The organism is Halodesulfurarchaeum sp. HSR-GB (assembly GCF_031432215.1).
Classification (GTDB): domain Archaea; phylum Halobacteriota; class Halobacteria; order Halobacteriales; family Halobacteriaceae; genus Halodesulfurarchaeum.
Window position 1 is genome coordinate 1,598,754 of sequence record NZ_JAVKGN010000001.1, and the last position, 23,751, is coordinate 1,622,504.

26 protein-coding genes and 1 tRNA gene are annotated in these 23,751 nt (G+C 61.4%); 8 read left to right on the forward strand and 19 right to left on the reverse strand.

Going from position 1 to position 23,751, the window contains the following annotated elements; translation table 11 throughout:
* Positions 1-67 precede the first annotated feature (67 nt).
* Complete coding sequence (locus tag RH831_RS08465) at positions 68-760, forward strand: metallophosphoesterase (RefSeq protein WP_310553766.1); 693 nt, start codon at positions 68-70, stop codon at positions 758-760.
* On the opposite strand, the gene RH831_RS08470 is transcribed toward RH831_RS08465, so the two are convergent.
* The 5 genes from RH831_RS08470 to RH831_RS08490 are packed head-to-tail and all read right to left on the reverse strand — an operon-like array spanning position 761 to position 5,235.
* On the reverse strand, positions 761-2,026 hold the full coding sequence (locus RH831_RS08470; protein ID WP_310553767.1) for an NAD(P)/FAD-dependent oxidoreductase: 1,266 nt from the start codon (positions 2,024-2,026) through the stop codon (positions 761-763).
* A gap of 43 nt (positions 2,027-2,069) precedes the next feature.
* The gene (locus RH831_RS08475; RefSeq protein WP_310553768.1) at positions 2,070-2,969 is read right to left on the reverse strand and encodes an amino acid ABC transporter permease; all 900 of its coding nucleotides are present in this window, start codon (positions 2,967-2,969) and stop codon (positions 2,070-2,072) included.
* Position 2,970: 1 nt separating this feature from the next.
* Positions 2,971-3,729, reverse strand: a complete 759-nt coding sequence (locus RH831_RS08480; RefSeq protein ID WP_070364901.1) for an amino acid ABC transporter ATP-binding protein — start codon at positions 3,727-3,729, stop codon at positions 2,971-2,973.
* Positions 3,726-4,415 (reverse strand): amino acid ABC transporter permease, encoded by a 690-nt coding sequence (locus RH831_RS08485; RefSeq protein WP_070364900.1) that lies wholly within the window; start codon positions 4,413-4,415, stop codon positions 3,726-3,728. The genes RH831_RS08480 and RH831_RS08485 overlap by 4 nt, the downstream gene beginning before the upstream one ends.
* Positions 4,416-4,422: 7 nt before the next feature.
* The gene (locus tag RH831_RS08490) at positions 4,423-5,235 is read right to left on the reverse strand and encodes a transporter substrate-binding domain-containing protein (protein WP_310553769.1); all 813 of its coding nucleotides are present in this window, start codon (positions 5,233-5,235) and stop codon (positions 4,423-4,425) included.
* 173 nt (positions 5,236-5,408) lie between these two features.
* On the opposite strand from RH831_RS08490, the gene argF reads away from it, so the two are divergent.
* Entirely contained in the window at positions 5,409-6,284 is an 876-nt protein-coding gene (argF, locus tag RH831_RS08495) for an ornithine carbamoyltransferase (RefSeq protein WP_310553770.1), read from the forward strand.
* Between the two features lie 3 nt (positions 6,285-6,287).
* Here the strand turns inward: argF and RH831_RS08500 are convergent, their stop codons facing one another.
* A complete protein-coding gene (locus RH831_RS08500; protein WP_310553771.1) occupies positions 6,288-7,622 on the reverse strand; it encodes a GTPase in 1,335 nt (444 codons plus the stop codon).
* A 90-nt stretch (positions 7,623-7,712) separates the two neighbouring features.
* On the opposite strand from RH831_RS08500, the gene RH831_RS08505 reads away from it, so the two are divergent.
* Both RH831_RS08505 and RH831_RS08510 read left to right on the forward strand, forming a co-directional pair.
* The gene (locus RH831_RS08505) at positions 7,713-8,891 is read left to right on the forward strand and encodes a pyridoxal-phosphate dependent enzyme (protein ID WP_310553772.1); all 1,179 of its coding nucleotides are present in this window, start codon (positions 7,713-7,715) and stop codon (positions 8,889-8,891) included.
* A 40-nt stretch (positions 8,892-8,931) separates the two neighbouring features.
* On the forward strand, positions 8,932-9,576 hold the full coding sequence (locus RH831_RS08510) for a LysE family transporter (protein ID WP_310553773.1): 645 nt from the start codon (positions 8,932-8,934) through the stop codon (positions 9,574-9,576).
* Here RH831_RS08510 and RH831_RS08515 read toward each other — a convergent pair.
* Positions 9,569-10,264, reverse strand: coding sequence for an HD domain-containing protein (locus RH831_RS08515; RefSeq protein WP_310553774.1), 696 nt, complete (start codon positions 10,262-10,264; stop codon positions 9,569-9,571). The two genes, RH831_RS08510 and RH831_RS08515, sit on opposite strands and share 8 nt — an antisense overlap.
* A gap of 188 nt (positions 10,265-10,452) precedes the next feature.
* A complete protein-coding gene (locus RH831_RS08520; protein ID WP_070364894.1) occupies positions 10,453-10,647 on the reverse strand; it encodes a cold-shock protein in 195 nt (64 codons plus the stop codon).
* 258 nt (positions 10,648-10,905) lie between these two features.
* Between RH831_RS08520 and RH831_RS08525 the strand changes: the two genes are divergently transcribed.
* On the forward strand, positions 10,906-11,310 hold the full coding sequence (locus RH831_RS08525; RefSeq protein WP_310553775.1) for a CBS domain-containing protein: 405 nt from the start codon (positions 10,906-10,908) through the stop codon (positions 11,308-11,310).
* A 29-nt stretch (positions 11,311-11,339) separates the two neighbouring features.
* Here RH831_RS08525 and RH831_RS08530 read toward each other — a convergent pair whose 3' ends face one another.
* From RH831_RS08530 to RH831_RS08540, 3 genes are all read right to left on the reverse strand, one after another.
* Entirely contained in the window at positions 11,340-11,918 is a 579-nt protein-coding gene (locus RH831_RS08530) for a hypothetical protein (protein WP_310553776.1), read from the reverse strand.
* 42 nt (positions 11,919-11,960) lie between these two features.
* On the reverse strand, positions 11,961-13,403 hold the full coding sequence (nhaC, locus tag RH831_RS08535; RefSeq protein ID WP_310553777.1) for a Na+/H+ antiporter NhaC: 1,443 nt from the start codon (positions 13,401-13,403) through the stop codon (positions 11,961-11,963).
* Positions 13,404-13,473: 70 nt separating this feature from the next.
* The gene (locus RH831_RS08540; RefSeq protein ID WP_310553778.1) at positions 13,474-14,337 is read right to left on the reverse strand and encodes a mechanosensitive ion channel family protein; all 864 of its coding nucleotides are present in this window, start codon (positions 14,335-14,337) and stop codon (positions 13,474-13,476) included.
* Positions 14,338-14,420: 83 nt separating this feature from the next.
* Between RH831_RS08540 and RH831_RS08545 the strand changes: the two genes are divergently transcribed.
* Positions 14,421-14,651, forward strand: a complete 231-nt coding sequence (locus RH831_RS08545) for a hypothetical protein (protein ID WP_310553779.1) — start codon at positions 14,421-14,423, stop codon at positions 14,649-14,651.
* 12 nt (positions 14,652-14,663) lie between these two features.
* On the opposite strand, the gene RH831_RS08550 is transcribed toward RH831_RS08545, so the two are convergent.
* From RH831_RS08550 to RH831_RS08585, 8 genes are all read right to left on the reverse strand, one after another.
* The gene (locus RH831_RS08550; protein WP_310553780.1) at positions 14,664-15,089 is read right to left on the reverse strand and encodes a GtrA family protein; all 426 of its coding nucleotides are present in this window, start codon (positions 15,087-15,089) and stop codon (positions 14,664-14,666) included.
* Entirely contained in the window at positions 15,090-16,520 is a 1,431-nt protein-coding gene (locus RH831_RS08555; RefSeq protein WP_310553781.1) for a sulfatase, read from the reverse strand. It lies immediately after the preceding gene.
* A gap of 173 nt (positions 16,521-16,693) precedes the next feature.
* Positions 16,694-17,935: a hypothetical protein gene (locus RH831_RS08560; protein ID WP_310553782.1), complete on the reverse strand. Its 1,242-nt coding sequence runs from the start codon at positions 17,933-17,935 to the stop codon at positions 16,694-16,696.
* Positions 17,914-18,600 (reverse strand): hypothetical protein, encoded by a 687-nt coding sequence (locus RH831_RS08565; protein ID WP_310553783.1) that lies wholly within the window; start codon positions 18,598-18,600, stop codon positions 17,914-17,916. Before RH831_RS08565 ends, RH831_RS08560 begins: the two co-directional genes overlap by 22 nt.
* Before the next feature lie 92 nt (positions 18,601-18,692).
* Positions 18,693-18,794, reverse strand: a tRNA-Gln gene (locus tag RH831_RS08570).
* Positions 18,795-18,841: 47 nt separating this feature from the next.
* Complete coding sequence (gene sufD, locus RH831_RS08575; RefSeq protein WP_310553784.1) at positions 18,842-20,056, reverse strand: Fe-S cluster assembly protein SufD; 1,215 nt, start codon at positions 20,054-20,056, stop codon at positions 18,842-18,844.
* Entirely contained in the window at positions 20,053-21,480 is a 1,428-nt protein-coding gene (gene sufB, locus RH831_RS08580) for a Fe-S cluster assembly protein SufB (protein ID WP_071933026.1), read from the reverse strand. Before sufB ends, sufD begins: the two co-directional genes overlap by 4 nt.
* A gap of 14 nt (positions 21,481-21,494) precedes the next feature.
* The gene (locus RH831_RS08585) at positions 21,495-22,391 is read right to left on the reverse strand and encodes an ABC transporter ATP-binding protein (RefSeq protein WP_310553785.1); all 897 of its coding nucleotides are present in this window, start codon (positions 22,389-22,391) and stop codon (positions 21,495-21,497) included.
* 121 nt (positions 22,392-22,512) lie between these two features.
* Between RH831_RS08585 and RH831_RS08590 the strand changes: the two genes are divergently transcribed.
* Together RH831_RS08590 and RH831_RS08595 are read left to right on the forward strand one after the other, a co-directional pair.
* Positions 22,513-23,265, forward strand: coding sequence for an SDR family oxidoreductase (locus RH831_RS08590; RefSeq protein ID WP_310553786.1), 753 nt, complete (start codon positions 22,513-22,515; stop codon positions 23,263-23,265).
* A 41-nt stretch (positions 23,266-23,306) separates the two neighbouring features.
* Complete coding sequence (locus tag RH831_RS08595; protein WP_310553787.1) at positions 23,307-23,717, forward strand: VOC family protein; 411 nt, start codon at positions 23,307-23,309, stop codon at positions 23,715-23,717.
* Positions 23,718-23,751 lie beyond the last annotated feature (34 nt).

Genomic DNA, 23,751 nt, shown 5'->3' on the forward strand with positions numbered 1-23,751 from the left:
TCGGTTGGGGTAATCAAAACAGCACCGGTACCAGCACACCTTTTGCGGACGCCCCAAACGAGGTGATGTGGACCCGTTCCAGGATGTCACCACCGCAGATCGGGCGGTGTATCTCCCGTCCCAGGATACACTCGTCCTCGCTGACCTGCATCTGGGCCGTGTCCGGTCCTCGCGCGTCGAACTCCCGCTGGGCGAGCAGGCGGATCTCATGGATCGACTCGACGGCCTGCTCGAAACGTATCAGCCGTCGGACGTCGTCGTGGCTGGCGATCTGATTCACAACTTCGACACGCTCTCGATTTCGGTCCGGGACGCGGTGGACACACTCACGCGGACGGTCACAGCGACTGGCGCGACCCTTACCGTAACCGCTGGCAATCACGACGGATTGCTCGACCGCCTGGACTCGATCGACCCGGTTCCAGCCGTGCAACTCGGCGACACGGTCGTCCTCCACGGCCACGAACGACCGACGGTCGACGCCGACCGATACATCATCGGCCACGAACACCCGGCCATCCGGATCGAAGGGGTTCGACATCCGTGTACGCTTGCCTGTCCGGATCAAGTAGACGGGGCGGCGGTTCTGGTACTCCCCGCGTTCAGTCGTGTCGCCAGTGGAACGATCGTAAACGGACAGACGGCTGCAGATACCATGTCACCGCTGCTGACGGCACTCGATCGCTGCCGGCCGATAATTTCGACCGACGACGGGCCACTCGAATTTCCGTCGCTCGGCGAATTACGTTCCCACCTCTGACTACGAGGAGTCGAGGACGGCCGCGGCCGCGTGGCGACCGCTTCGTAACGCGCCGTTGATCGAGGAGTCTTCGGTGAAGTCTCCGGCCAGATAGACCGCGCCAGCCGGAGCGGTCACCGAGGGCAGGGTCTCGTGAATCCCGGGGGGCTGTCCGAACTGGGCGAAGGGCACCTGAACGGAATCGAGCAGTTCAAGCGCCTCGAAGGAGGCGGCGGGATACCAGGATTGGAGGGCCCGACGGGTGTCCTCGGCGAGGGTCTCGTGATCGACTTCCGGCTGCCCGGGCGTGCTCGCGCTCAGGAGAATTTCGTCGTCGGGCGCATACGACGGTGCGACCGCGGAGAGGTTCACTACCTGGTTGGGGGCGTCACCGTCGGCGTGAAGATGAATCCGGTCCTGCTCGCCAATCGGGTTCCCGGCCGGAAGTGAGAAGTACTGGGTGAGGACGCCACGGCCCTGGGTTGGAATCGCATCGATGCCGGTCAACGAGTGACTCGCTCGTGGCCCAGCAGCCACGACGGCGGTATCGGCCGTGATCGATTCCCCGTCGACTTCGAGCGTCACCGGCCCGGTGCCGTCGATTGTTTCGACCGGTGTGTTCGTCTCGATCACTGCACCGTGATCCCGGGCCCGCCGGGCTAGTTGCTCCGGAATCGCCTGCATGCCCGCGGCCGGGATCGCAGCGGCTCCCGTCGCGAGCATCTTGAACGTGAATTCGAAGACCCGCGCCGAGGTGGCTAGCGAACGGTCGAGCGTGATCCCCCCGTAGAACGGACGGGCAAACGAGTCGACGAACCGCTCTGAGAACCCGAGGCGATCCAACAGCGACTCGATCGATTCGTCCGTCCCGGCGTAGATGTCATCGCGAGAGCGCGCCGAAAGGGCCTGTCTGAGCCGCAGTATCCGGATCTTGTCTCCAATGGAAAGGTCAGTCGAGAGGGCGGTCTCCAGCCCACCCACGGGGTCTCGAAGCGGGTCGGCGACTACGCCGCGATGGTTCGTTCGACAGATGATCGCACCCGGCGGGAATCGTTTGAGATCTAACTCGTCGAAGTCAAGCGCCCGTCGGGCCTCCGGGTAGGCCGTAAAGAGCACCTGGAACCCCCGGTCGAGCGTGTAGCCGTCCCGTTCGTCGGTCCTGACGCGACCGCCGACAGTCGAATTCGCCTCGTAGACGGCGACATCCCGACCGGCTTCGGCGAGCAGCCGTGCGGTTTCGAGGCCGGCCAGCCCGGCCCCGACGACGGCAACCTGGTGGTCTGTCATGTTCGAATCCGGGAGCCGGCGGGGGAAAACAGTATGGGTACGACTAGCGGTCAGTCCCACGCCCGAGCCCAGGAATGTGGACCCGGCGCTCGACGAGCCCCATGACGTTCGAGGCCGAAATGATGATGGCCAGGTAAAACAGCGCCACGAGAGTGAAGATCGAGGTGTACGCGAAGTTGTCCGCGGCGATCTGCCGGCCCATCTCGAAGAGTTCGGGGACCGTGATGAACGCCGCCAGCGAGGAGTACTTGATCAGGTAGACCAGTTCGTTCGACCAGCCCGGGATCGCAAAGCGCAACGCCTGTGGGAGGACGACGTGGCGAATCGCCCCGAGTTTCGAAAACCCGATGGCCCGCCCTGCCTGGTACTGCCCCCGATCCACTGAAAGCAGCGCGGAGCGGATGTATTCGGCCTGGTAGGCGGCGCTGTTGATCGTGAAGCCGATAATCGCCACCCAGAAGGCCTGGGACGGCACGATACCGACCCCAACGAGGGGCAACTCGCGAATCCAGGAGGAGAGCTGAAGCCCGTAGTAGAGGACGAACAGCTGGGCCAGTAACGGCGTTCCCCTGATGAGTTCGGTGAACACGAGGGCGACCCAGGCTGTGCCCCGACCGTACACCCGCGCGACGCTTACCGGCACCGCGAGCAGAAATCCGAGCGTGATCGAGACGAGGGTGATGACCAGGGTCCCCCACGCTCCCGCGGCGAGTTCCGGCAAATACCGAACCGCGAAGGCGAGTGACTCGGAGATCGGCTCAACGAGTGCCGGATCGAGATACGGGGTACCGTCCGGCATGCCCATCCCTTCTGGCAGGAGGAAATCGTTGATCCAGCGGGAGAGCAACCACCCCCAGAACACGGCGTAGGGAATCAGGACAATGCCGCCCCTGATCGAGACGTCGATTCCCGGGGTTCGGAAGTCCTCCTGGGCACCCGACATATTAGAGTGATCCCGAGGACTCGGCCTCGGTAATCCGTTTGAGGAACTGGCCCGTCCGCGCTTCTTCGGGCGCGTCAAAGAGCTGTTCCGGCGGTCCCTGCTCGACGAGACTCCCATCCTCCAGGAACAGCATCTGTGTCGCCGCGGACCGGGCAAAACCCATCTCGTGGGTGACCACGAGCATCGTCATCCCCTCTTCGGCCAGGTCTCGCATCACCTCGACGACCTCGCCGGTGAGTTCCGGGTCCAGCGAACTCGTCGGTTCGTCGAAGAGCATCAGCTTGGGATCCATCGCCAGCGCGCGGGCGATCCCCACACGCTGTTGCTGGCCACCGGAGAGCTCCGCCGGGTAGGAGTCGGCCTGGTCGGCCAGCCCGACCTGTTCGAGTTCGGCCCGCGCCCTGGCTTCGGCGCTCGCTTCGTCCATTCCGGCGACCTTCTTCAGGCCCAGCGTGATGTTCTCGAGAGCCGTGAGGTGTGCAAAGAGGTTGATGTCCTGGAACACCATGCCGACCTCGCGACGCAACTGATCGACATCGTAGTCCGAGTCACTCGTTAGTTCGCCGTCGAGGTAGATGTCGCCGCCGTCAGGTTCGGTCAGGCGGTTAACACAGCGCAGCAGCGTCGACTTGCCGCTGCCACTGGGGCCGATCAAGACGAAGGCATCGCCCTCGTCCATCTCGAAGGAGATGTCGTGTAACACTTCCTCGTCGCCGTAGCTCTTCTGCAGGTTCTCGATCCGGAGGAGTGGCTCGCTCATCTGATATCACCGTCGGGGATCGCGAAGTAATTCTGTAGGGCATCCAGCGCCCGATTGGTGCTGAAAGTCAGGACGAAATAGATCGCACTCGCGAACAGGAACAGTTCCAGCACGGCGGTGGTCTGCTGGACGAAGAGATCGTGCGTTCGAGTTAGCAGTTCGGCCATCCCGATCGCATACGCCAGGGAGGTGTCCTTCAGGACGATCGTGAACTCGTTCTGAAACCCCGGCATGGAACGGCGAAGTGCCTGGGGAACGACGACGTGCCGGATGGCCTGGAACTGGTTCATTCCGATCGAGCGGGCGGCTTCCATCTGGCCCTCGTCGATCGAGGAGAGCGCCCCCCGAAAGATCTGGCTCTGGTAGGCCGCACTCCGGAGTCCCAGACCCAGTATTGCGGCTACGAAAGCACGCTGGATGGGAAAGACGAAAAAGGCGAAGATTAGGATCACCACGAGCGGCGTCCCCCGGAAGACGGTCCCGAACAGGTGGACCGGAGTCTGCAGGTACCGGTTGCCGTACACCTCGATGATCCCGAACGGGAACCCCGCGAGGAACCCCAGCAGGATGCTCGCGATGGTGAGTGCGATCGTGAGGAGGACGCCACCAGAGAGATACCCCCAGCTATCCAGGACGAAGGCCCAGTCGCCGGCTTGCAGGGCAGCGCTCGCAGGGGTGGCGATCATCGTCTCCTTACTTGAACCACTTGGCGACGAGGTCCTCGTAGGTGCCGTCCTCCTGGACCGTCGCCAGGCCGTCGTTCAGTGCGGTCTGAAGCTCGCTGTCGCCCTCGCGGACGCCGAATCCGTACTGTTCACCCGTCTCGTAGGTGAACGCCACGGATACGTCCCGTTCGGCGACGAAGGAATCGGCCACCGGCGTGTCGAGCACGACGGCGTCGATGTTCCCGTTGACCAGGTCCTCGACGGCAAAGACGTAGTTCCCGTAGCTGTTGTATTGATCCTCGGAGACGATCCCGTCCGGGATAAGCGTGTCCTGGACGACCGATTCACCAGTCGTCCCCTTCTGAGCGCCAAGCGTCTGGCCTTCGAGATCAGCCAGTTCAGTCGGCGAGAAGTCCGAATCGTTGGCCACCAGGATCGCCTGGTTGGCGTCGTAGTACGGGTCCGAGAAGTCGATGCTCTCGTCCCGCTCGTCGTTGATCGTCATCGCGGCGGCGATCACGTCGATCTTGTCGTTCTGCAGGGCCGGGGAGAGCGAGCCGAACTCGTACTCCTCCCAGCCGGCGAGTTCGTAGTCGGTCGCCTCGACGACCGCTTCGAGCAGGTCGATGTCGAAGCCGACCAGTTCCTCACCCTCCTTCTCCTCGAAGGGTGGAAAGCCGGGGGCCGTGCCCGCGACGATTTCCATCGATGCTGCCGTCGTCGTCCCCGATCCGTCCTCGCCGTTCCCCGAACATCCGGCCAGGCCCGTGAGTGTCAGAGTGCCAGCCACACCAGTGGCCTTGAGGAAATCACGCCGGTCGAACCGTGTTTGCTTCGTCATGCTACTTCTTCCGCGGCCGCCGGATAAAGGGAGTTGTGGTTTGAGTCCGGTAGACTGGCCGGGACCGCAGCATCCTTTTACAAGTAACCCGACCAAGAGCCATGGGACCGAACGGCGTGCCCGTAGCCGTGACAACCCGATCAGTCGGACCGGCCGCCGTGTGAGATGATATCATGAAAGACGTACTCGACATCGACGACCTCAGCGAAGCGGAGATCACCGCACTGTACGACCGCACCGACGAACTCAAAGCCGACCCCGACGCCTTCGGCGACGCCCTGCAAAACGAGAGCCTGGTGATGCTCTTCGCGAAACCCTCGACGCGAACCCGGATCTCCTTCGAGTCCGGCATGACCGAACTCGGGGGCCACGCGATTCACTTCGCCGAGGAATCCTCACAGATCTCGCGTGGCGAATCGCTTCTGGACACCGCGACAGTCCTCTCCCGCTACGCGGGCGGGATCATGGCCCGCCTCTTCGATCACGAGACCTTGCTGGAACTCGCCGACGGTGCCGACGTGCCAGTCATCAACGGGCTGACGGACAAACTCCACCCCTGCCAGGCACTCGCCGATGGGTACACACTCCGGGAGAAGGGGCTCCTGGATGGCCCGCTCGCGTACGTCGGCGACGGAAACAACGTCGCCCACTCGCTCATGCAACTCTGTGCGACCCTCGACATTCCCTGTCGGATCGCCACCCCGAACGGGTACGAACCCGACGAGGACATTCAAGAACGGGTCGCCGACGCCGACGTGCTGGTGACGAACGACCCCGTCGAGGCGGTCCAGGGGGCACGCGCGGTCTACACCGACGTGTTCGTGAGCATGGGCGAGGCGGATTCGAAACGGGCCGACTTCGAGGGCTTCCAGGTCACCGAGGAACTGATGGCCGAAACCGACGACGCCGCGTTCATGCACTGTCTCCCCGCCCATCGTGGCGAGGAGGTATCCGCCGCGGTGATGGACGGCCCGAATTCCATCGTCTACGACCAGGCCGAGAACCGCAAGCACGTCCAGAAGGCGATCCTGGAGACGGTCTACGAGTAACGATCACAGACCGAGCTCCGCGGCGTGGGATTCGACCATCGACCGTAACGTCGGCGTCCCACGCTCCTCGACGTCGTATCGGACGTTGACGATCGGTACGTCCACGTCCACGAGACGACCGAGATCGATCGGCGTTCCGGCCAGGATCAGATCACAGTCCACGTTCGCGATCGTCTGTTCTAGATCCGCGATCTGTTCCGGCGAGTAACCCATCGCGGGGAGTACAGGGCCCAGGTGATCGTAGCGTTCGAACACCCGTGCGATCGAGCCGACGGCCCCCGGACGCGGATCGACGATTTCGGCCGCGCCGAACTGCTCGGCGGCGATCAGTGCCGCGCCCGAGGCCGCGCCGCCATGGGTGACCGTCGGGCCGTCCTCGACAGCGAGAACTCGTTGACCCTCGATACGGGTCGGATCGGGAACCGTGACCACCGAGTCGGCGTGGATGATCTCGACGCCCGAGTTTCGGTCGACGGCGTTCTCGACCACCGTCCGAATATCGGCCGCTCGCGCGGAGTTCTCCTTGTTGATGAGCAGGTAATCGGCGATCCGGAGGTTCGTCTCGCCGGGGTGATACCGGATCTCGTGGCCGGGCCGAAGCGGGTCGGCGAGCACGACGTGGAGGTCCGGTTCGAAGAAGGGCAACTCGTTGTTGCCACCGTCCCAGACGATCACGTCGGCCTCGTCTTGAGCCTGGTCAAGCACAGCCTGGTAATCCACGCCCGCAAAGACCACATGGCCCGCGGCCAGGTGGTGTTCGTACTCCTCGCGCTCTTCGATGGTGACACCGGCGTCGTCGAGCTCCCCGAGTTCTTCGAAGCGAGAGACGGGCTCGAATTCGTCACCGTAGGGCATCGGCTCGCGGACGACTGCCACGTCTACGGATTCGCCCAGTATGGCTGCGAGCTTCCGGGCGACACTGGATTTCCCACAGCCGGTGCGAACCGCGTCGACGGCGACGACCGGCACTTCGGCCTGGAGCATCATCGACTGGCCGACAATGTGGAAATCAGCACCGGCCGCGAGCGCCCGCGAGGCCTGGTTCATGACGTGTTCGTGGGAGACATCTGAGTAGGAGAAAACCACCTCGTCTACGTTTCGAGATTCGATGACCGATTCAAGGTTGGCCTCGGGAACGATCGGAATTCCCTCGGGGTAGTTTTCCCCCGCAAGATGGGCGGGATACGCCCGCTCCGGGACGTCCGGGAGTTCGCCCACGTTCTGATTGGGGGCCCGGGTGAAGGCCACGACCTCCCGATCCGGGTCGTCCCGAAAGCAGACATTGAAGTCATGAAAGTCCCGGCCGGCCGCGCCCATGATGACCGTCCGTCGTGCCATGTCACCAATCAACGCAGGCCAGCACATTCAATTGCGGGGGCACCGCTTTTCGAACCGACGTTTCATACCGACCGCGGGCCCAGAGGGGGTATGAACACGTTCGGGACGGTGACGGGCTTTCACTGTCGCAACTGTGAAACCACGTTCGAGGCCGAACAAGTCGGAGGATACTGCCCGTCGTGTGGCGGCGCCCTCACGGCCACCTGGGACATCGACGAAACTGGGTTGGCGAGTGTAACCGCCGGCCGGAGCCCACAGACGATGTGGGCTTACGAGGGATTGCTCCCCTTCGAGAGCGATGCGGCTGTCACGATGGGCGAAGGTGGGACCCCTCTCGTGGATGCCCCGAAACTGGCGGATTCGGTCGGTGTGTCCCAACTGCTCGTCAAAGACGAGGGCCAGAACCCCACCGGCTCAGTTGTCGATCGCGGGCTGTCACTAGCGATGACCGCGGCGGCACGGACCGACGTGCGTGCCATTTCACTCGCCGCACCAGGTGCGGCCGGACAGTCGGCGGCGGCCTACGCCGCACGGGCCGACCTGGACGCGACCGTCTATCTGCCCTCGCGAGCGGCCTTCGAGCGGAAGGCAATGACGAACGTCCACGGCGCGGCGTTGACCGTCGTGCAGGGTCGACTTCAAGACACCGAGAACCGCCTTCGGAGTGACCGCAATGCGCTGGAGCTGGGGACGCCACTGGGCCCCTTCGAGGCGCCGTTTCGACACGTCGCCCATCGGACGATCGCGTTCGAACTCCTCGCGGAGATGGACCGAGTTCCTGACGCCGTCGTCGTCCCCGTGGGGACTGGAACGGTCCTCGTTGGGATCTACACCGGCCTCGTGACCTTGCGGGAGAACGGGCTGCTCGCCGAACTCCCCTCGCTCTATGCCGTCCAGCCGACTGGCTGTGCCCCGATCGTAGACGCCTGGGAGGGGGAGCGACCGATCGAACCTGTGACCGTCCCGGACACCGTCTGTGGCGAACTCGAAGTCCCGGAACCGACCGGAAGCGAGTGGGTACTCGACGCCCTCCACGCGAGCGGTGGTGGGGCCGTCGCCGTCCCCGACGAGGTGATTCTCGACGAGGGACTCACAATCGCGCGTGAATCCGGTCTCGAACTGGCACCCGAGTCAGCGGCCGGACTGGCTGGGCTCCGGGAACTCGTCTCGACTGGCGAGATCGGGGCCGAATCGACGGTCGTGGCGGTGGGGACCGGAACCGGAGGTGCGGACCTGCTTCGAAGCCGCCTCGAAGCACGCCCGCGGTGACGGTGCCCTTTTTTCGACGCCCCACATAGCCGGTGGCAAGATGTTGGTCGCGCTGCTCTCGATCGTCGCCGGTGCGCTCCTGGGACTCTCGCTTGCGGCCCCACCCGGTCCGATGAACGCGGTGATCGCCGAAGAGAGTGTCAACCGCGGCTGGCGAGCGGGTTTTGCCGCCGGTTTGGGCGCGATGACTGCCGACGCGCTCTTTTTCCTCCTGGCCGTCGCAGGGCTGGTCGCGTTTATTCAGAACGCACCGACCCTCAGAGGCGTGATGGTCGGTATTGGCGGCCTGTTGATGTTCTTTTTCGCTTACGGGGCTGTGAAGGGTGCTGGTGAGTTCAGTGGCAGCGACGGCGCTTCCCGGGCGGGATTCGGGAAGGCCTTCGCGCTTGCGGTGACCAATCCCTACCAGATCACGTGGTGGCTGACAGCGGGCGTCGGACTCCTCGATCCCGGCTCAGTCGAGGCGTTTGGCTACTCGTTTGCAGCCATGAACGGCGGCCTGACGATCACCGGGTTCTTCGCCGGGATCGTCCTCTGGATCACGGCCTTCCCGGCAGCGCTCAGGACCGCCGGTAACGCCGTCGATGCGCTTGGTCGGGTGGTCGCCTACGGGAGTGGCACGGTGCTCGTCTGGTTCGGCGTCGCCTTCCTCTGGGACGCCGGGAGCACGCTGGGCGTTATCTAAGTAGTTCCTCGTCGTCGACACTCATCTCCGAGACCTCGCCCTCGAGCCACTCGCGGAACCACGCGACGCGCTTGAGTCGCTGGTGAGCGATCGATTCGGCGGTGTCACTCTGGACCCGTTTCCGTGCGTCTTCGCCACGCCCCAAGACCCGCTGGACCATCTCGGCGGCGTCCATGTGGGTCCGGGCCTCATAGCCCATCCGGAGCAGCATGAGCGTGATCCCGTTTGCCCCGACCTTGTCGAGGAGGTCGGCCTCGATTAGACACTGGGCCTCCAGGGATACCTCGTCCAGGTCACCCTGGTGACTGTGGTTCTCGATCGCTCGACACACCTGGTCGATAAACGAGTCGGGGAACTGGGCGTGGCTCTGGAGGTACTCGCGAGCGACCCGGGCCCCGGCCTCCGCGTGGACGTCCTGGTCGGCCTCGAGTTTGGCGATGTCGTGGAACAGCGAGGCGACCTTCACGACGTCCACGTTTGCGCCCTCCTTTCTGGCGATCTCGGTCGCCAGGTCCACCACGTTCATGATGTGGTTGAACCGGTACTCGGCGGAGTGCCAGGGGTACCAGCGCATCCGGCCCCCGTCCCCCTCGTTCTCCACGCTTGCCTGCAGGTAGTCGTACACGAACTCGGCCATCGACTCGAAGGACTCGTCGGTGACCGGCGCGTTGGCTATCTCGACCCCCACGGTATCGCCCCCGTTCCCGTGAGTTGGTTGTCGTTTCTCATTGTTGAGTGAAAACACGCTGTTCGCGCTCTTAGGCCTTTTGCAGCCAGCCGGCACTATTCGGATAGCTATCTGGATAGCGCCGGGGCTACGAAAGAAGTGTTTCGAGGGCCACGTGGTCTGAGAAACCGCTCAACGAGCGGCTTCGGCTACAACCGCGTGAGGTTCTTCGCTCGCGGGCCCTTGTCTGCCTGTTCGATCTCGAATTCGACTTCCTGGCCCTCCTCCAGATCAGGCCCGCCGACGTCTTCCATGTGGAAGAAAACGTCCTCTTCGGACTCGTCGCTCTCGATGAAGCCGTATCCTTTCCGCTCGTTGAAGAATGCAACCGTACCGGATGCCATTGTACTCCACTTCCAACGAGAAGGCCCGGGTATATAATCCCACCGCTGTCTGCGCGAGGACACTAGCGATTCCGGGTCGATACCCACTTCAAACGCCCCTCAAAGCCCGATTCACCCGCTTCGCCGATTGCGATCCTGCAGCGCCTCCACCGCCTTCCCCGCGGTGGAATTGTCCTTCGTTTCTCGCCGCAATCCGGTACCCACGGCGGTTGCTGTGATCACAAGAATTAACTCTGTTGCCCAATGTTGTACAATAGCATGGAAGACGTTTTCGTCGCCCGACTCATGACCTCGGAGCTGATCACCGCGAACCCGGACACCTTCGTCGAGGACGCGGCCCAGACGCTCCTGGAAAACCACATCGGTTCGATCGTCGTCTCCTCCGAAGAAGGGGAGATCGAGGGTATCCTCACGAACACCGACTTCATTCGAATCGTCGCGGAAAGCAAACCGAAGGCAAAGACCACCGTCGAACGCTACATGTCCGACGCGGTCGTCACCATCGGCCCACAGGCCCACATTCAGGAGGCCGCGGACGTGATGATCGAGGAGAACATCTCACACCTGCCGGTCGTCGACGAGGACGACCTGGTGATCGGGATTATCACCAAGACCGACCTCACGGCCTACCTCTCGGCGGTCCAGGAGCCCACGCCCGCCTAACGGCTACGAACGCCCGGCTTTTGTCGCTATCAGTTCCCCTCGATCGCGTCGATCACCATCGCGGCCGCGATGACCGGCTCCCGTGGAACCTCACTTGCGTCCTCGATCTCGACGTCATAGCGGTCTTTGAGTCCAAGTTGGCCCTCGATGGTCCCGACGTGATTCCCTCTGGGATCCGAGATCTCGTAGGCATGGGGCACGAACCCGAATACCGAGTGGAGGTGTCTGAGAAACTCCACGGCCCTGTTCTGGGTCTCGATCACGGCGATGAGGGCTTCAGTTGTGGGATCACGAATCTTCCACTGGTCGCCCATCCAGGACCACTGGTTGTCGAGCACGACGACCCGTTCGCCGGTCTGAGAGTCGATCAGGGCGTACTCCCCCGCGACGTCGGCAATCGAGTCGGCTTTGACCTCGAAGACGTCGGTCCCGTCGCTGTCTTCGAAGGGGAATTGCTCCTTTAGCTTCAGGCGCTTCTGGGAGCCACGCAGCACGACGTCCCCCGTGCTATTCCGGGCCACGTACTTGTTCCGAACCAGCGCCTGTTCGATCTCGTACTGGTCATCATCGAGTTCGAGCCCGCGAATCTGGTGGGTTGCGGCCGACATACACCCGCCTGGTCCCGTCTTGGGACAAAAAGGTACGGCCAGTTACTGGGTGCCCGTCACGCTCTCGGCCTCGGGTTCCTGATAGTACATCTTCCAGCCAGTCACGCCCATGAAGAGGAGCACGAGCGGCGAGAGAATGCCAAAGAAGTAATAGGGCGCGTACTGGACGACCGGGACCCCCAGGGCAGAGGCCATATAGACACCGCCGGAACTCCAGGGGACAAACGCCGCCGTCGTCGTTCCCGACGCTTCCACGGCTCGAGAGAGGTTCCGACTCTCCAGTCCGTACTCGTCATAGAGGTTCCCGAGGGTCATCCCCGGGACGACGATCGCCATGTACTGTTCGGCCGCAAGCACGTTCATAGCGAAGGTACCGACGGCCGTCCCGGCCGTGAGACCAGCCACGCTCTCGACGGCCTGTCCGACGTTGTAGGCCACTGCGGCCAGAACCCCAGTCTCCTGCAGGATTCCACCCAACGAGAGGGCGGCGACAACGATTGTCACAACCCAGACCGAGCCGTCAAGCCCACCGCTCTGGAGGAGTTCGTTCGTGAGCTCCAGCCCCGTCTCCGGGGCCGTGCCGTACTGGACGGCCTCCCAGGCCGCGGCGAAGCCACGCCCCTGGAGTGTCACGCTTACGCCGACCCCGGCAAAGATCCCCGCGCCCAGCGAGGGCAACGCCGGGAAGCCATACAGCGCCAGCGCGAACGTGATCACGAGCGGCAGGAAGGCGATCGGCGAGATCACATAGGAACTCGCGATTGCCTGCTGAATATCCGAAACCCGGTCGACCGGGATCGCGCCGCTGGCGTTCAGGCCAAGTACGACGAACAGAACCAGGGAGATCGCGAAGGCGACCATCGTGCCCGGTCGCATCCCCCGGATGTGATCCATCAGGTCCGTGTTCGTAACCGCGGCGGCCAGGTTGGTCGTATCGGAGAGTGGGGAGTTCTTGTCTCCCGTGTAGGCACCGGAGAGCACCGCGCCGGCGGTCATCGGAGCCGGAATGCCCAGTCCCGATCCGATTCCAATCATCGCAACCCCGAGTGTCCCGGCTGTCGTCCAGGAGGACCCGATCGCGAAGGAAACCACGGCGGCCAACACGAGTGTAAAGGGCAGGAAGATCTTCGGCGAGAGGAATTCGAGCCCGTAGTACATGATGGCCGGTATCGTGCCGGCGTCGATCCACGAGGCGATGACCATGTAGATGACAAAGAGGATGAGCACCGCCTGCAGCCCCATCAAAATGCTCTCACCGACGCCACCGATGAGGTCATCCCAGGTGTATTTGAAGTAATAGCGGCCCATGAGCCCGGCCAGGACGATCCCCCAGAGCAGTGGGATCTGTGGGTCCAGTTCCAGGTAGATCATCCCCACAGCGAGGAACAGGATCATCCCCGCAACTGGAACGAGTGCCTCAGCGAACGACGGACGTTTTTCCGGCGGAATCTCGTCGAACGTCTTCGGGGTGAAATCAAGGACCATTGCCGTTGAACTAGCTTGGCGGACCCCGATAATTATGAATTTACATTCGCCGCCGAGCTGCGGCCGCCACTCATCGGGCGGAATTCGAATCCGATCGATCGTGAACGGCGACACTCCCGGTCAACTCACGGTGCGGATAGGGCATATCGATACCGGCCGCATCGAGTTGTGCCTTCGCTTGCTCGAAGTACTCCGACTGGATCGACACGATCTCTGCCCGTTCCGGATCCCCGATCCAGAAAAGCACCTTGAGCCCGATATCCGATTCGGCCAACTCCACGACGTGAATTGTTGGCGAGGGCCGATCCTCGATGCTCTCCTGGGCGAGAGCAACCTGCAGCAAAATGTCCCGGGCGGTCTGGATATCGGCGTCGTAGTCGATTCCGATCCGACAGGTAACTCGCCGTCGGTCCTTGTTTGCGGGGTTCCACACCTGATTGGTCGTTAACTGGGAGTTCGGAACCGTGATGAGTTCGTTGTCAAAGGTGTGCACGCGTGTCACTCGAAAGCCGATCGCCTCGATGACACCCTCCGTCTCGCCCCACCGGATCCAATCGCCGATCCGAAACTCCGGATCTAGCACCAGGATGACGCCACTGACGAAGTTCGAGAGGATCTCCCGGGAAGCGAACCCGACCGCGATCGTGCCACCGGCGGTGATCGCTGCCACGGTAGTCGGGGTCGTTGCGAGCCCGGAGAGTGGGAGCGCCAGGTAAAATCCCAGCAGCAGAAAGGCGGCCCCCGTCACTTTGTGGATGGTGTGTTTGAGCGTCTCGTCGGCCGTGACCGAGTCGAAGGCGTAATCGACTGTCGGGACGACAACGTACCGCCCGAAGAGATAGACGAGCCCGAAGACGACGATGACGACGGCTAACGACTCCAGGGCCAGAAGCAGCCGCCGTAGCAACGTCAGAAGGGTCGAAATGACTGCCATGGTTTCGAGTACCACGGGCTGACACCTTAATCTGCGGGTGCGAAAGAAGTACAGTGACTGGGTGAGTTGGCCGAACCGAACAGATGGTATTCGGCGAAGATGACACAGACAGACTGGCTCACGCGCTCGTCGAGGCGGAATTCGGCTTCGATGCCGTCGAACTGGGCTCGCTCCGAGCCGTTTGGGGGCCCGACAACACGTTTATCGAAGTCACCGACACCGAGTCGGGTGCGAAAACCAGGTATCTGGCGGACGATCTGGTCGTCGCGACCTCCGACCGCGAGGTTCGGAACGCCCGGGAGTCCGACCAGTAGTGGTTGGGCCCGTTACTGTCCCCAGGTCCATCGCGCGTCGAGATAGAAGCGATAGACCCCGCTGACGAGAATCGCGACGGCGTTCGCGAGGAGATACGGGATCGCAGCGAACTCGACCAGAACGAACAGCACGCCGAGTTGCAGTGGGATCGCCGAGCCCCGGACCAGGTTGGTCTTGACCAGCCCCGCATAATATTCGCGACGACCCGTGTTCTTCGCGGCCTCGAAGGTCCAGGCGTTGTTGAGAACGTACTGGAAGAGGATCGTAAACTCGATGGCGATAACGGCCCCGAGGAGGTAGTTCAGGCCGACAGCGTCCACGAGCAGCCAGAGCACGAGTAGCTGGATCCCGGCCGCGACGGTACCGACGATCACGAACCGCCGTAGCTGTTCAGCAACCGGACCGCTGTGTAACCCGCGGAGAAAGGACCTGAGCATCTACCGATAGCCGAGTGCCGTCAACCGCTGCTCCAGATCACCGTTTGCGGCCGGGTCGGGCTCGTCGTCTGCCGGCGAGTCCCCCAGTGCGTCCGCGTGAGCCGCCACGATACCAGCAAACCGATCCATCACGGCTACCCCCTCCTCGCCAGGATCCTCACTCAAATCCGTCTGCTGAGTTGGATCTGTCGGTCGATAATAAAGCTCGCGTCTGTCTTTTGGAACACACTCGATATACGTCCAGTCTCGGTCCCGGACGCTCACCCAGAGGTCGCCGTCCTCGAGCGAGCGCGGGATCGGCTGGCTGGTGACCGATTCGCCCCGAACCGTCACCGAGACCACGGGTTCGGGGTGATCCACGGTGCCCGTCTCCAGGCTCGGTACAAGGGAGCGACCCGACCAGTCCGCCGCCGGGTCGACGTCCAGAAGGTCTGTCACCGTCGGCGGAATCGCGTCGAGTCCCACGGCCGAGTCGACCCGCGAGGGCTGCCGGCCCGGCACGTCGACGATTAGCGGGACGTGGATCAGTTCGTCGTAGAGTTTCGGATAGTGGGCGAGGTGGCCGTGTTCCTGAAACTCCTCGCCGTGATCGCCGGCCAGGACCACTGCCGTCTCGCCGGCCTGACCGTTCGATTCGACGGCCTCGAGGAGCCGGCCGATGCTCGCATCGACCTGCCGAACGGCCGCCTGATAGAGCATCCGGAGCTCCTCCAGGGTCTTCGGCCCGACCTCCCATCCTAGCCCCGTTCGGGTGTGTGCGTGGAGCATTCGATGGGTTCCGATCCGGGAGCCGGAGACCTCCCGAATGTATCGCGGGGCCGGCACGTACGGCGTGTGGGTGTCCATGTAGTGGATCCAGACAAACGACGGTCCATCGTTCGATTCGATCTCCTCGACTGCCGCTTCTTCCACGTCGAACATGCGGGAGGCATCGAGAAACGGCCGGTCCTCGCTCTTGCCCCGGACCCAGGAGTGCAACCGGCGGATCGGGGCCGTCGCCAGTTGGACCCAGGCTTCGACCGTGGGGTGGGTCGCCAGATAGCGACTGTAGGCGTTCGAACCGACGCTCGCGACGAAGGACTCGAAACTGTCGAACCCCTCGTCGTACCCCCAGTGGTCGGTGAGAAACCCGTTGGCCGCGTTGAAACCCGCCGTCTCGATCCCAGCCTCGGAAAGGACACTCGCGAGCGGCGAGAGCCCCTCCACACCGATCCGTCCCGTCTCCCGAAAGACTGGCTGGGAGGCCATGATTCCGGGAAAGGAAAACGGCGTCCAGTTCCCGGTCGCGAAGGCCTGCTCGTAGACGGTACCACGTTCGGCGAGGTCGTCCATGACCGGGGTGTGCCGCGAGTCGTCGTACGGGCTGATGGCGTCCGCTCGCAGCGAGTCGACCGTGATGAGAAGCACATTCGAGGGTGAATCTGAGCTCATGAGTCGTGTGTTGGTTCCCGGCCGATGGGCCAGGCCGTCGCGATCGGGCGAGCGGTCACGTAGGTAGTGATAAAATCGGGACGATTGCACCTATACGTTCGGATTTCGATGAGCCGGCCGACAGGTTTGTTACGTGGAGGCTTAATGGACAACTGGCAGGGTCAAATTAGTCATCACGGGACTCGGCACTTCTGTCTAATCGGGCTCATTATCAACCGGACAGTTACCACCGAGAGGAGCATTATTGAGAGAAGGGACGTTCCAACATACGCCAGTGATACCGTATCGAAGATCATATTTATCAACTGATTGGTCCCAATAATCACGCCCAAAATACCGAACGCTGATAGTGCAACTTGTTTGCCGGCTTGATATTGCATATCGCGTCGGACTTTTATCACATCTCCAACACTAATATTCAATTTGTCTCGTTCTGTGCTCGGAATGCGTATTGAGAGGGATTGGTCCTCACCAAATGAATCTTCAGTCGACTCACTCGGTTCGAGTGCTCCATCTTCCTCCCACGCCGACTGACATCGTACATTTCGTCGTTTTAGATCATCCCCTCTCCAGGATAAGATCACACGATCGTTTTCTTCAATCCCGAGCCTTTTCATGCCATCTTCGTTTAGTCGGACCAGATTTCGGCCCTCATCTCGATCATACCCTGAGAGAACCCGGAAATAGGCATAACTGTAATCTACAAACCACCGGCCAATCCTATTATAGATTTTATGGGAAAAACCAGCAATCGGAGTTGTTTCAGTTGGAATGCGTAACCGAACACTATCGTTGTCCCCTTCGTCTTTGGATTTCACTTGAAGGAGTTTGCGAGCACTTCCATTCAGTCGAATAGTTCCCTCATTCCGGTTCTTGTGATAGTACGTCTCGACTGGTAACTGCAAACGCGCACCGTTTTCAGGATTGACGAGTTCGCATATATCCCCCTCTTCTAATTCTTTCATATTCTCCATATCGTTTGAAGATATGTACCCGGCGAGACCTTCCGTTGTTATATCACGACTTTCATTCTCCCAAGCCGAATCTCGGTGAACCCGGAGATTATCTATCGTATTCGTTTCAACTTCTTGGATTGTAACGGCCGGCTCGTCAGTATTCTCAACAGTAAGGCCAATTTCTTTTTGAAGTTTGGTTCGTATACAGGACCAATAGAGGCCATCTGTCGAAAACTCTTCAGCGTCATGTTCACTACTAAATGTAATTATTTGCGCTAGTGTACCCCCCGTTTCCGACCCCTGAGGAGTTACTTTGACATATTCATATTCGTTCGTATTATTAAATTTGGAAAGTACTGATTCCGGAACAATAACTGCATACCGAAATTTATCTCCCTTCTCAAAGCTGGAGTCTTTAAAATCAGAAATTGTCTTGCTTATAACCCTCGCACTGGCCAATCAGGATCACCCTTTAGCCGGTCATTTTCCTTGACGGTATTAAATTCTCTAGGGTCCTCTGAGTCATAGGCAGTTTCAAAGGTAGATTCACGGAAGTCATCATAGAACTGCTTGGCGAAGTCAGTATCATACATTTCGTCAACCATCTTTATTCCAGTGATTATTCTACTATGATATGTTTCGTTCCGTGTACGTTTAGTAGAAATTTTATCTATCTCATATGATTTTGAAAATAGTTGGATTCGGTCGACATCAGCCAGATCCACGTTTGGAACGTCGTCAACATAAAATTCCAATTTTGGGTCTCGAACATCAGCGAATTCGTAAACGGACTCTGTCTTTTTTACTTGGACTTCTTCTTCCTCGGACAAACCAAATATTAAAACTCCGTTTATCCAGTCGTTTGAGTCGTTCGTTCGAACAACCTCTAACATGGTTCCACCCCTGGGCGATTCAAGAGAGTAATAACGACGAAATCCCCAAATCTTCGCCGGAACATAGTATATTCTGTCTTTCCGATTTTGCCATTCTTTCAATGCATCTCCACTGATATTCCCATTCGTATTTCCCCGATACACGTCATCAATTGACGTGTCAAAGTCCTCAAACCGAGATACAAGACTTGTAGGGAGAATTAAACTGCCGTAGGCGAATAGTGGTGGCATGGATTAGTCAACCCCTCGAAACCCATGAGAACCCCCGGCAACGAGAGTTGTACTCCACATTTTAATTTGATTTCCTGAGACGCCTGTTGCCATAGTCCCGGGCGGATTCGAACCGCCGTCATGGGCTGTCTTCCCCCCGCGGAATTCCACGAGAGTCCAAAGGCCCATATGATTGGCCACTACACCACGGGACTGCAATCGGGTATTCGACTGAACCGAATAAAGATGTGACGGGTTCGGCTTACTCGGTCAGCCGCGCTGCGACGCCAGCCTCGAAGTCCTCGCGCAGCCCTTCGACGTCCATCTCCTCCAGGACCGGGACGAAAAAGCCCTCGACGAGCATGTTCCGAGCCCGTTGCTCGGGGACCCCACGGGAGGTCATGTAGAAGAGGTCTCGCTGGTCGACCTGTCCCACCGAGGCCGCGTGGGAGGCCTCGGTGTCGTGGTTGTTGATGATGAGCTTCGGCGAGGCGTCGGCCTCGCTGTCGTCGGAGAGCATCAGGGTGTTCTCGCGCTGGTAGGAACTCGTGTCCCAGGCCTCGCGACCGACATCCTGGGTGCCCTCGTAGACCGAACGAGCGCGATCGTCTACGACACCGCGAGTGACCAGGTCCGCCGTGGTGTGCTCACCACGATGCCAGACCCGCGAGTCGAGGTCGAAATGCTGCTCGTATCGGCCGAAGAAGGCACCGACGGTCTTGGTCTCCGAGCCGTCGCCTTCGAGTCGCGTGCCGACCTCGGACTTGCGGAGCCGGGAGCCCAGATTGCCTTCCAGCCAGTTCACCGCCGCGTAGGTGTCCGCGACGCCCTCCGATTTGGTGTACGCGTAGGTGTCGTCGTCGAACTGCTGCAGCGAACCGTAGTTCACCGTGGCGTTCTCGCCGGCCACGACCTCGACAGTCCCGCCGTAATACCGCGACGCGTCGATCGGATCGCCGGAGGAACGGCGGTCGACGACGGTCACGGAACTGTTCGCTTCGGCGACGACCAACGTGTACTCCAGGCGCGACCGGCCGTTCATCTCGGTCTCGATCTGGACCGTTCCGGCGTCGACGTCGGCCGGCACGTGGACGACGGTTCCACCGGAGCGGAGTGCCGTCGCCAGGGCCACCAGTCGGTTATCGAGCGGGTCGATGACCGTTCCGTAGTGCTCCTCGAGGAGTTCCGGGTCCTCCTGAAGCGTCTCGGCGATCGAACGCACGGCGACCTCATCCCCGCCTGCTCGACCCGTCTCCGCGGGCTGGGAGAGCGGGTCGACCAGCGACTCGAAGTCCAGGTCATCCAGGTTGGTCCACTTCCGACCCGGCGTCTGAATGACCGAGGGGTAATCCAGTTCCTCGATCGCTTCCAGCGCTTCAAGACGGGTTTCGAGGAGCCACTCCGGCTCCTGGAACTGTTCGGCGAGTGCGGTGACGGTTTCGCGATCGACCGCCTCGCGGAACTGGGCACTGCTCATCCCAGGCTCCCCTCCATTTCTAGCTCGATCAGTCGATTCAGTTCCACGGCGTATTCGAGCGGCAGTTCCTCGGTGATCGGCTCGATGAAGCCGGCGACGATCATCTGCTTTGCGTCGTCGTCATCGAGGCCGCGAGACTGCAGGTAGAAGACGTCCTCGTCGCCGATCTTGCCGACGGTCGCCTCGTGGGCCACGTCGACGGTGGACTCGTTGATCTCCATGTAGGGCATGGTGTCCGAGGTGGACTTGTTGTCGAACATCAACGCGTCACACTCGACGCTGGTCGAGGACTGGCTGGCCCCGTTGGCGATGTGGACGAGTCCACGGTAGTTCGTCCGCCCGCCGTCCTTGCTGATGGACTTGGACTCGATCGTGGACTTGGTCTTCGGTGCGTTGTGATAGACCTTCGCCCCGGTGTCGATGTCCTGGCCCTCACCGGCGAAGGCGATGGTGATGTGGTTGTCCGTCGCGCCCTCGCCCTTGAGGACCGAACAGGGGTAGAGCATGGTCGCTTTCGATCCCATGCTGCCCGAGACCCACTCCATCGTGGCGTTCGCGTCGACCAGGGCCCGCTTCGTGTTGAGGTTGAACGTGTTCTTCGACCAGTTCTGCACGGTCGAGTACTGGACGTGTGCGTCCTCGCGCACGAAGATCTCGACGGCCCCGGAGTGCAGGTTGTGCGTGGCATACTGGGGAGCCGAACAGCCCTCGATGTAGTGGACTTCCGAGCCGGGTTCGGCCACGATGAGCGTGTGCTCGAACTGACCCATCCCCTCGGAGTTCATCCGGAAATAGGCCTGAATCGGCATCTCGACGGAGACGTCCTCGGGAATGTAGACGAACGAGCCGCCGGACCAGACTGCCCCGTGAAGGGCCGCGAACTTGTTGTCGCTCGGGGGCACGGCCTTGGTCATGAAGTGCTCTTTGACGAGCTCGGGGTGCTCCTGGACCGCCCGGTCCATGTTCATGAAGACGACCCCTTTCTTCTCCCACTGTTCTTTCATGTTCTGGTAGACCACCTCGGACTCGTACTGGGCGCCAACGCCCGAGAGGGCCTCCTTCTCGGCCTCGGGGATCCCGAGTTTGTCGAAGGTGTCCCGGATCTCGTCGGGGAGATCCTCCCACGTCTCGGCCTCGCCGCGGGTCTCTACGTCCGGCCGGATGTAGGGGATGATCTTCTGGATGTCGAGTTCGGAGAGGTCGGGCTGGCCCGGCCAATCCGTCGGCATCGGCATGTTCTTGTAGTGCTCGAGGGCCTTCAGGCGACGCTCGAGCATCCACTCCGGTTCGTCCTTGTCCTCGGAGATGACCCGAACGGTCTCCTCGTTCAGGCCCATCTCGGACTCGAAGGCCGAGGACTGCTCCTTTTTGAACTCGAAGCGCTTCTCCGTGTCCGCGTCTTCGAGATCGGAATCTGAACTCATCTGGGAATCACCATTCAGGCCGCCTCGTAGACTTGGTCACGGACCCAGTCATAGCCCTCTGCCTCCAGGTCCTTTGCGAGGTCCGCATCGCCCTCCATCACGATTTCCCCGTCGAGCATGATGTGGACGCGGTCGGGTTCGACGTAATCCAGAATCCGCTGGTAGTGGGTGATCTGGAGCACGCCCGTGCCCTGTTCGTCACGGAGCGCGTTGATGCCATCCGAGACGTCCTGGAGACGGTCGATGTCCAGCCCGGAGTCGATCTCGTCCAGGACCGCCACGACCGGTTCGAGGATCGCCGCCTGGAGAACCTCGTTTTGCTTTTTCTCCCCGCCGGAGAAGCCGACGTTGAGATACCGTCGGGCGAAGGAGGCGTCCATGTCGAGCAGATCCATCTTCTCCTCCAGAAGGTCATGGAAGTCCGCGACGCTGACAGGCCCCTCGTCCTCGGGACCGTCTCGCGGGCTCGATTCGAACCCGTCCTCCTCGTCGGTTTCTTCCGCGCCGAAGAGCAGTTCCTCCCGCTCCTCGAGTTTCGCGTTGAGCGCGGTCCGGAGGAAGTTCGAGAGAGTGACGCCCTCGATCTCGACCGGGTACTGGAAGCCCAGGTAGATGCCCAATGCCGCCCTTTCGTGGGGTTCCAGATCGAGCAGGCTCCAGGTTCGCTTGTCCTCTGGAATCTCCACGTCATCGAAGTCATCGTCCTCGAGATGGAGCCGGATGTCACCTTCAGTTACCGTATACGCCGGGTGGCCGGCGATGACTTTCGCGGTCGTCGACTTCCCGCTCCCGTTCGGGCCCATGAGCGCGTGGATCTCGTTCGACGAGACCTCGAGATCGACGCCCGAGAGGATCTCTTCGTCCTCGTCTGTCACAGTTGCGTGAACGTTGTCGAGTTCGAGTGTCGCCATTGATTAGGTCATCCTAAACCAGGTCCGAGAAACGTTTAATGCTTGCGCATCCGGCGGCCAACCGGCGTTTCGCGCCGATCGAGCCCAACCCTCATGCCCCTCAAACCGGTAGGACGAGCCGATGAGCGAGTCAACTCACCTCGACGGACAAACGGCGATCATCACCGGTGCCAGTGCAGGTATCGGAGCCGAAAGCGCGACCCAGCTGGCCGCGGCCGGGGCCGACGTGGTCCTCGCTGCGAGACGCGAGGACCGCCTCGAAAAGGTTGCAGCCAACATTCGGTCGGACGGCGGGACCGCGATGGTCGCTCCGACGGACGTAACAGACGAGCAGGCAGTCGAGGCACTGGTCGAGACCACCATCGAGGAGTTCGGTAGCGTCGACATAGTGGTGAACAACGCGGGTGTAGGTCGTGGGGACAGCGTCGCCGAGATGGAGACAGAAGCCTATCGCCAGATGATGGACGTCAACGTCGATGGCGTCTTCTTCCTCACGCGAGCGGCCCTCCCACACCTCATCGAGAACGAGGGGAATCTCATCTATATCGGCAGTTTCGCCGGGCAGTTCCCACGACCGTCCAATCCCGTCTACGCCGCCACGAAGTGGTGGGTACGCGGGTTCGCGAAGAGTGTGATGGCCCAGGTGGGCGAGGAGGGCCTCGCCGTGTCGATCATCAACCCCTCCGAGGTCCGGACCGAATTCGGGAGCGAGGACGGGCAGTCATTCAAGGAGCGCTTCGAGCCGGGGTCGGTGAGCGAGCCCGTCGAGGTGGCCGAGGCCGTCTGCTACGCGGCGGGCCAGGACCATTCGACCGCCGCCGAGATCGACCTGTTCCGGCGGGACAAGTTCGCGGCCTTCGAGAAAAAGCACTAAGCTGGCAAACGTTTTTCCGACAGTTTGGCGACCGTTATCCCATGGACGCCGTCGCGATAGACCACGTCAACCTGCGAATTCCAGCCGCGGGGCGGGACCGCGCCGTCGAGTTCTACGGGGAGAAGCTAGGCTTCGAAATCGAACTCGAGGACGCCTTCGACGCGGGGGAGCGACCGTTTTTCGCGGTCCGATTGACTCCACAGTCAGTGCTTCACCTCTGGCCCGACCCCGAGTTCGAGCCACCGCAGAAACAGAACTTTGACCACGTGGCCATCCATCTCGACGCCTCGATCGAAGCGATCCGCAACGATCTGGATGCGGCCGCCGTCGAAGTCCTCGACGATCGGGAGGTATTCGGTGCCATGGGAACGGCCCGCTCGGTGTACGTTCAGGACCCGTTCGGCTATCTCGTGGAGCTCAAAGCCCGACATAGCTCCGTTTCGGATGGATAGGTGGGATGGGAACCCTTTTGCGTGGAAGGGATAG

What these genes read in the sequence shown, in the direction of transcription:
- RH831_RS08470 (WP_310553767.1), bottom strand. Translation starts at nt 2,026, where the DNA reads ATGACAGACCACCAGGTTGCCGTCGTCGGGGCCGGGCTGGCCGGCCTC.
- RH831_RS08475 (WP_310553768.1), bottom strand. Translation starts at nt 2,969, where the DNA reads ATGTCGGGTGCCCAGGAGGACTTCCGAACCCCGGGAATCGACGTCTCG.
- RH831_RS08480 (WP_070364901.1), bottom strand. Translation starts at nt 3,729, where the DNA reads ATGAGCGAGCCACTCCTCCGGATCGAGAACCTGCAGAAGAGCTACGGC.
- RH831_RS08485 (WP_070364900.1), bottom strand. Translation starts at nt 4,415, where the DNA reads ATGATCGCCACCCCTGCGAGCGCTGCCCTGCAAGCCGGCGACTGGGCC.
- RH831_RS08490 (WP_310553769.1), bottom strand. Translation starts at nt 5,235, where the DNA reads ATGACGAAGCAAACACGGTTCGACCGGCGTGATTTCCTCAAGGCCACT.
- argF (WP_310553770.1), top strand. Translation starts at nt 5,409, where the DNA reads ATGAAAGACGTACTCGACATCGACGACCTCAGCGAAGCGGAGATCACC.
- RH831_RS08500 (WP_310553771.1), bottom strand. Translation starts at nt 7,622, where the DNA reads ATGGCACGACGGACGGTCATCATGGGCGCGGCCGGCCGGGACTTTCAT.
- RH831_RS08505 (WP_310553772.1), top strand. Translation starts at nt 7,713, where the DNA reads ATGAACACGTTCGGGACGGTGACGGGCTTTCACTGTCGCAACTGTGAA.
- RH831_RS08510 (WP_310553773.1), top strand. Translation starts at nt 8,932, where the DNA reads ATGTTGGTCGCGCTGCTCTCGATCGTCGCCGGTGCGCTCCTGGGACTC.
- RH831_RS08520 (WP_070364894.1), bottom strand. Translation starts at nt 10,647, where the DNA reads ATGGCATCCGGTACGGTTGCATTCTTCAACGAGCGGAAAGGATACGGC.
- RH831_RS08525 (WP_310553775.1), top strand. Translation starts at nt 10,906, where the DNA reads ATGGAAGACGTTTTCGTCGCCCGACTCATGACCTCGGAGCTGATCACC.
- RH831_RS08530 (WP_310553776.1), bottom strand. Translation starts at nt 11,918, where the DNA reads ATGTCGGCCGCAACCCACCAGATTCGCGGGCTCGAACTCGATGATGAC.
- nhaC (WP_310553777.1), bottom strand. Translation starts at nt 13,403, where the DNA reads ATGGTCCTTGATTTCACCCCGAAGACGTTCGACGAGATTCCGCCGGAA.
- RH831_RS08540 (WP_310553778.1), bottom strand. Translation starts at nt 14,337, where the DNA reads ATGGCAGTCATTTCGACCCTTCTGACGTTGCTACGGCGGCTGCTTCTG.
- RH831_RS08545 (WP_310553779.1), top strand. Translation starts at nt 14,421, where the DNA reads ATGGTATTCGGCGAAGATGACACAGACAGACTGGCTCACGCGCTCGTC.
- RH831_RS08550 (WP_310553780.1), bottom strand. Translation starts at nt 15,089, where the DNA reads ATGCTCAGGTCCTTTCTCCGCGGGTTACACAGCGGTCCGGTTGCTGAA.
- RH831_RS08555 (WP_310553781.1), bottom strand. Translation starts at nt 16,520, where the DNA reads ATGAGCTCAGATTCACCCTCGAATGTGCTTCTCATCACGGTCGACTCG.
- RH831_RS08565 (WP_310553783.1), bottom strand. Translation starts at nt 18,600, where the DNA reads ATGCCACCACTATTCGCCTACGGCAGTTTAATTCTCCCTACAAGTCTT.
- sufD (WP_310553784.1), bottom strand. Translation starts at nt 20,056, where the DNA reads ATGAGCAGTGCCCAGTTCCGCGAGGCGGTCGATCGCGAAACCGTCACC.
- sufB (WP_071933026.1), bottom strand. Translation starts at nt 21,480, where the DNA reads ATGAGTTCAGATTCCGATCTCGAAGACGCGGACACGGAGAAGCGCTTC.
- RH831_RS08585 (WP_310553785.1), bottom strand. Translation starts at nt 22,391, where the DNA reads ATGGCGACACTCGAACTCGACAACGTTCACGCAACTGTGACAGACGAG.
- RH831_RS08590 (WP_310553786.1), top strand. Translation starts at nt 22,513, where the DNA reads ATGAGCGAGTCAACTCACCTCGACGGACAAACGGCGATCATCACCGGT.
- RH831_RS08595 (WP_310553787.1), top strand. Translation starts at nt 23,307, where the DNA reads ATGGACGCCGTCGCGATAGACCACGTCAACCTGCGAATTCCAGCCGCG.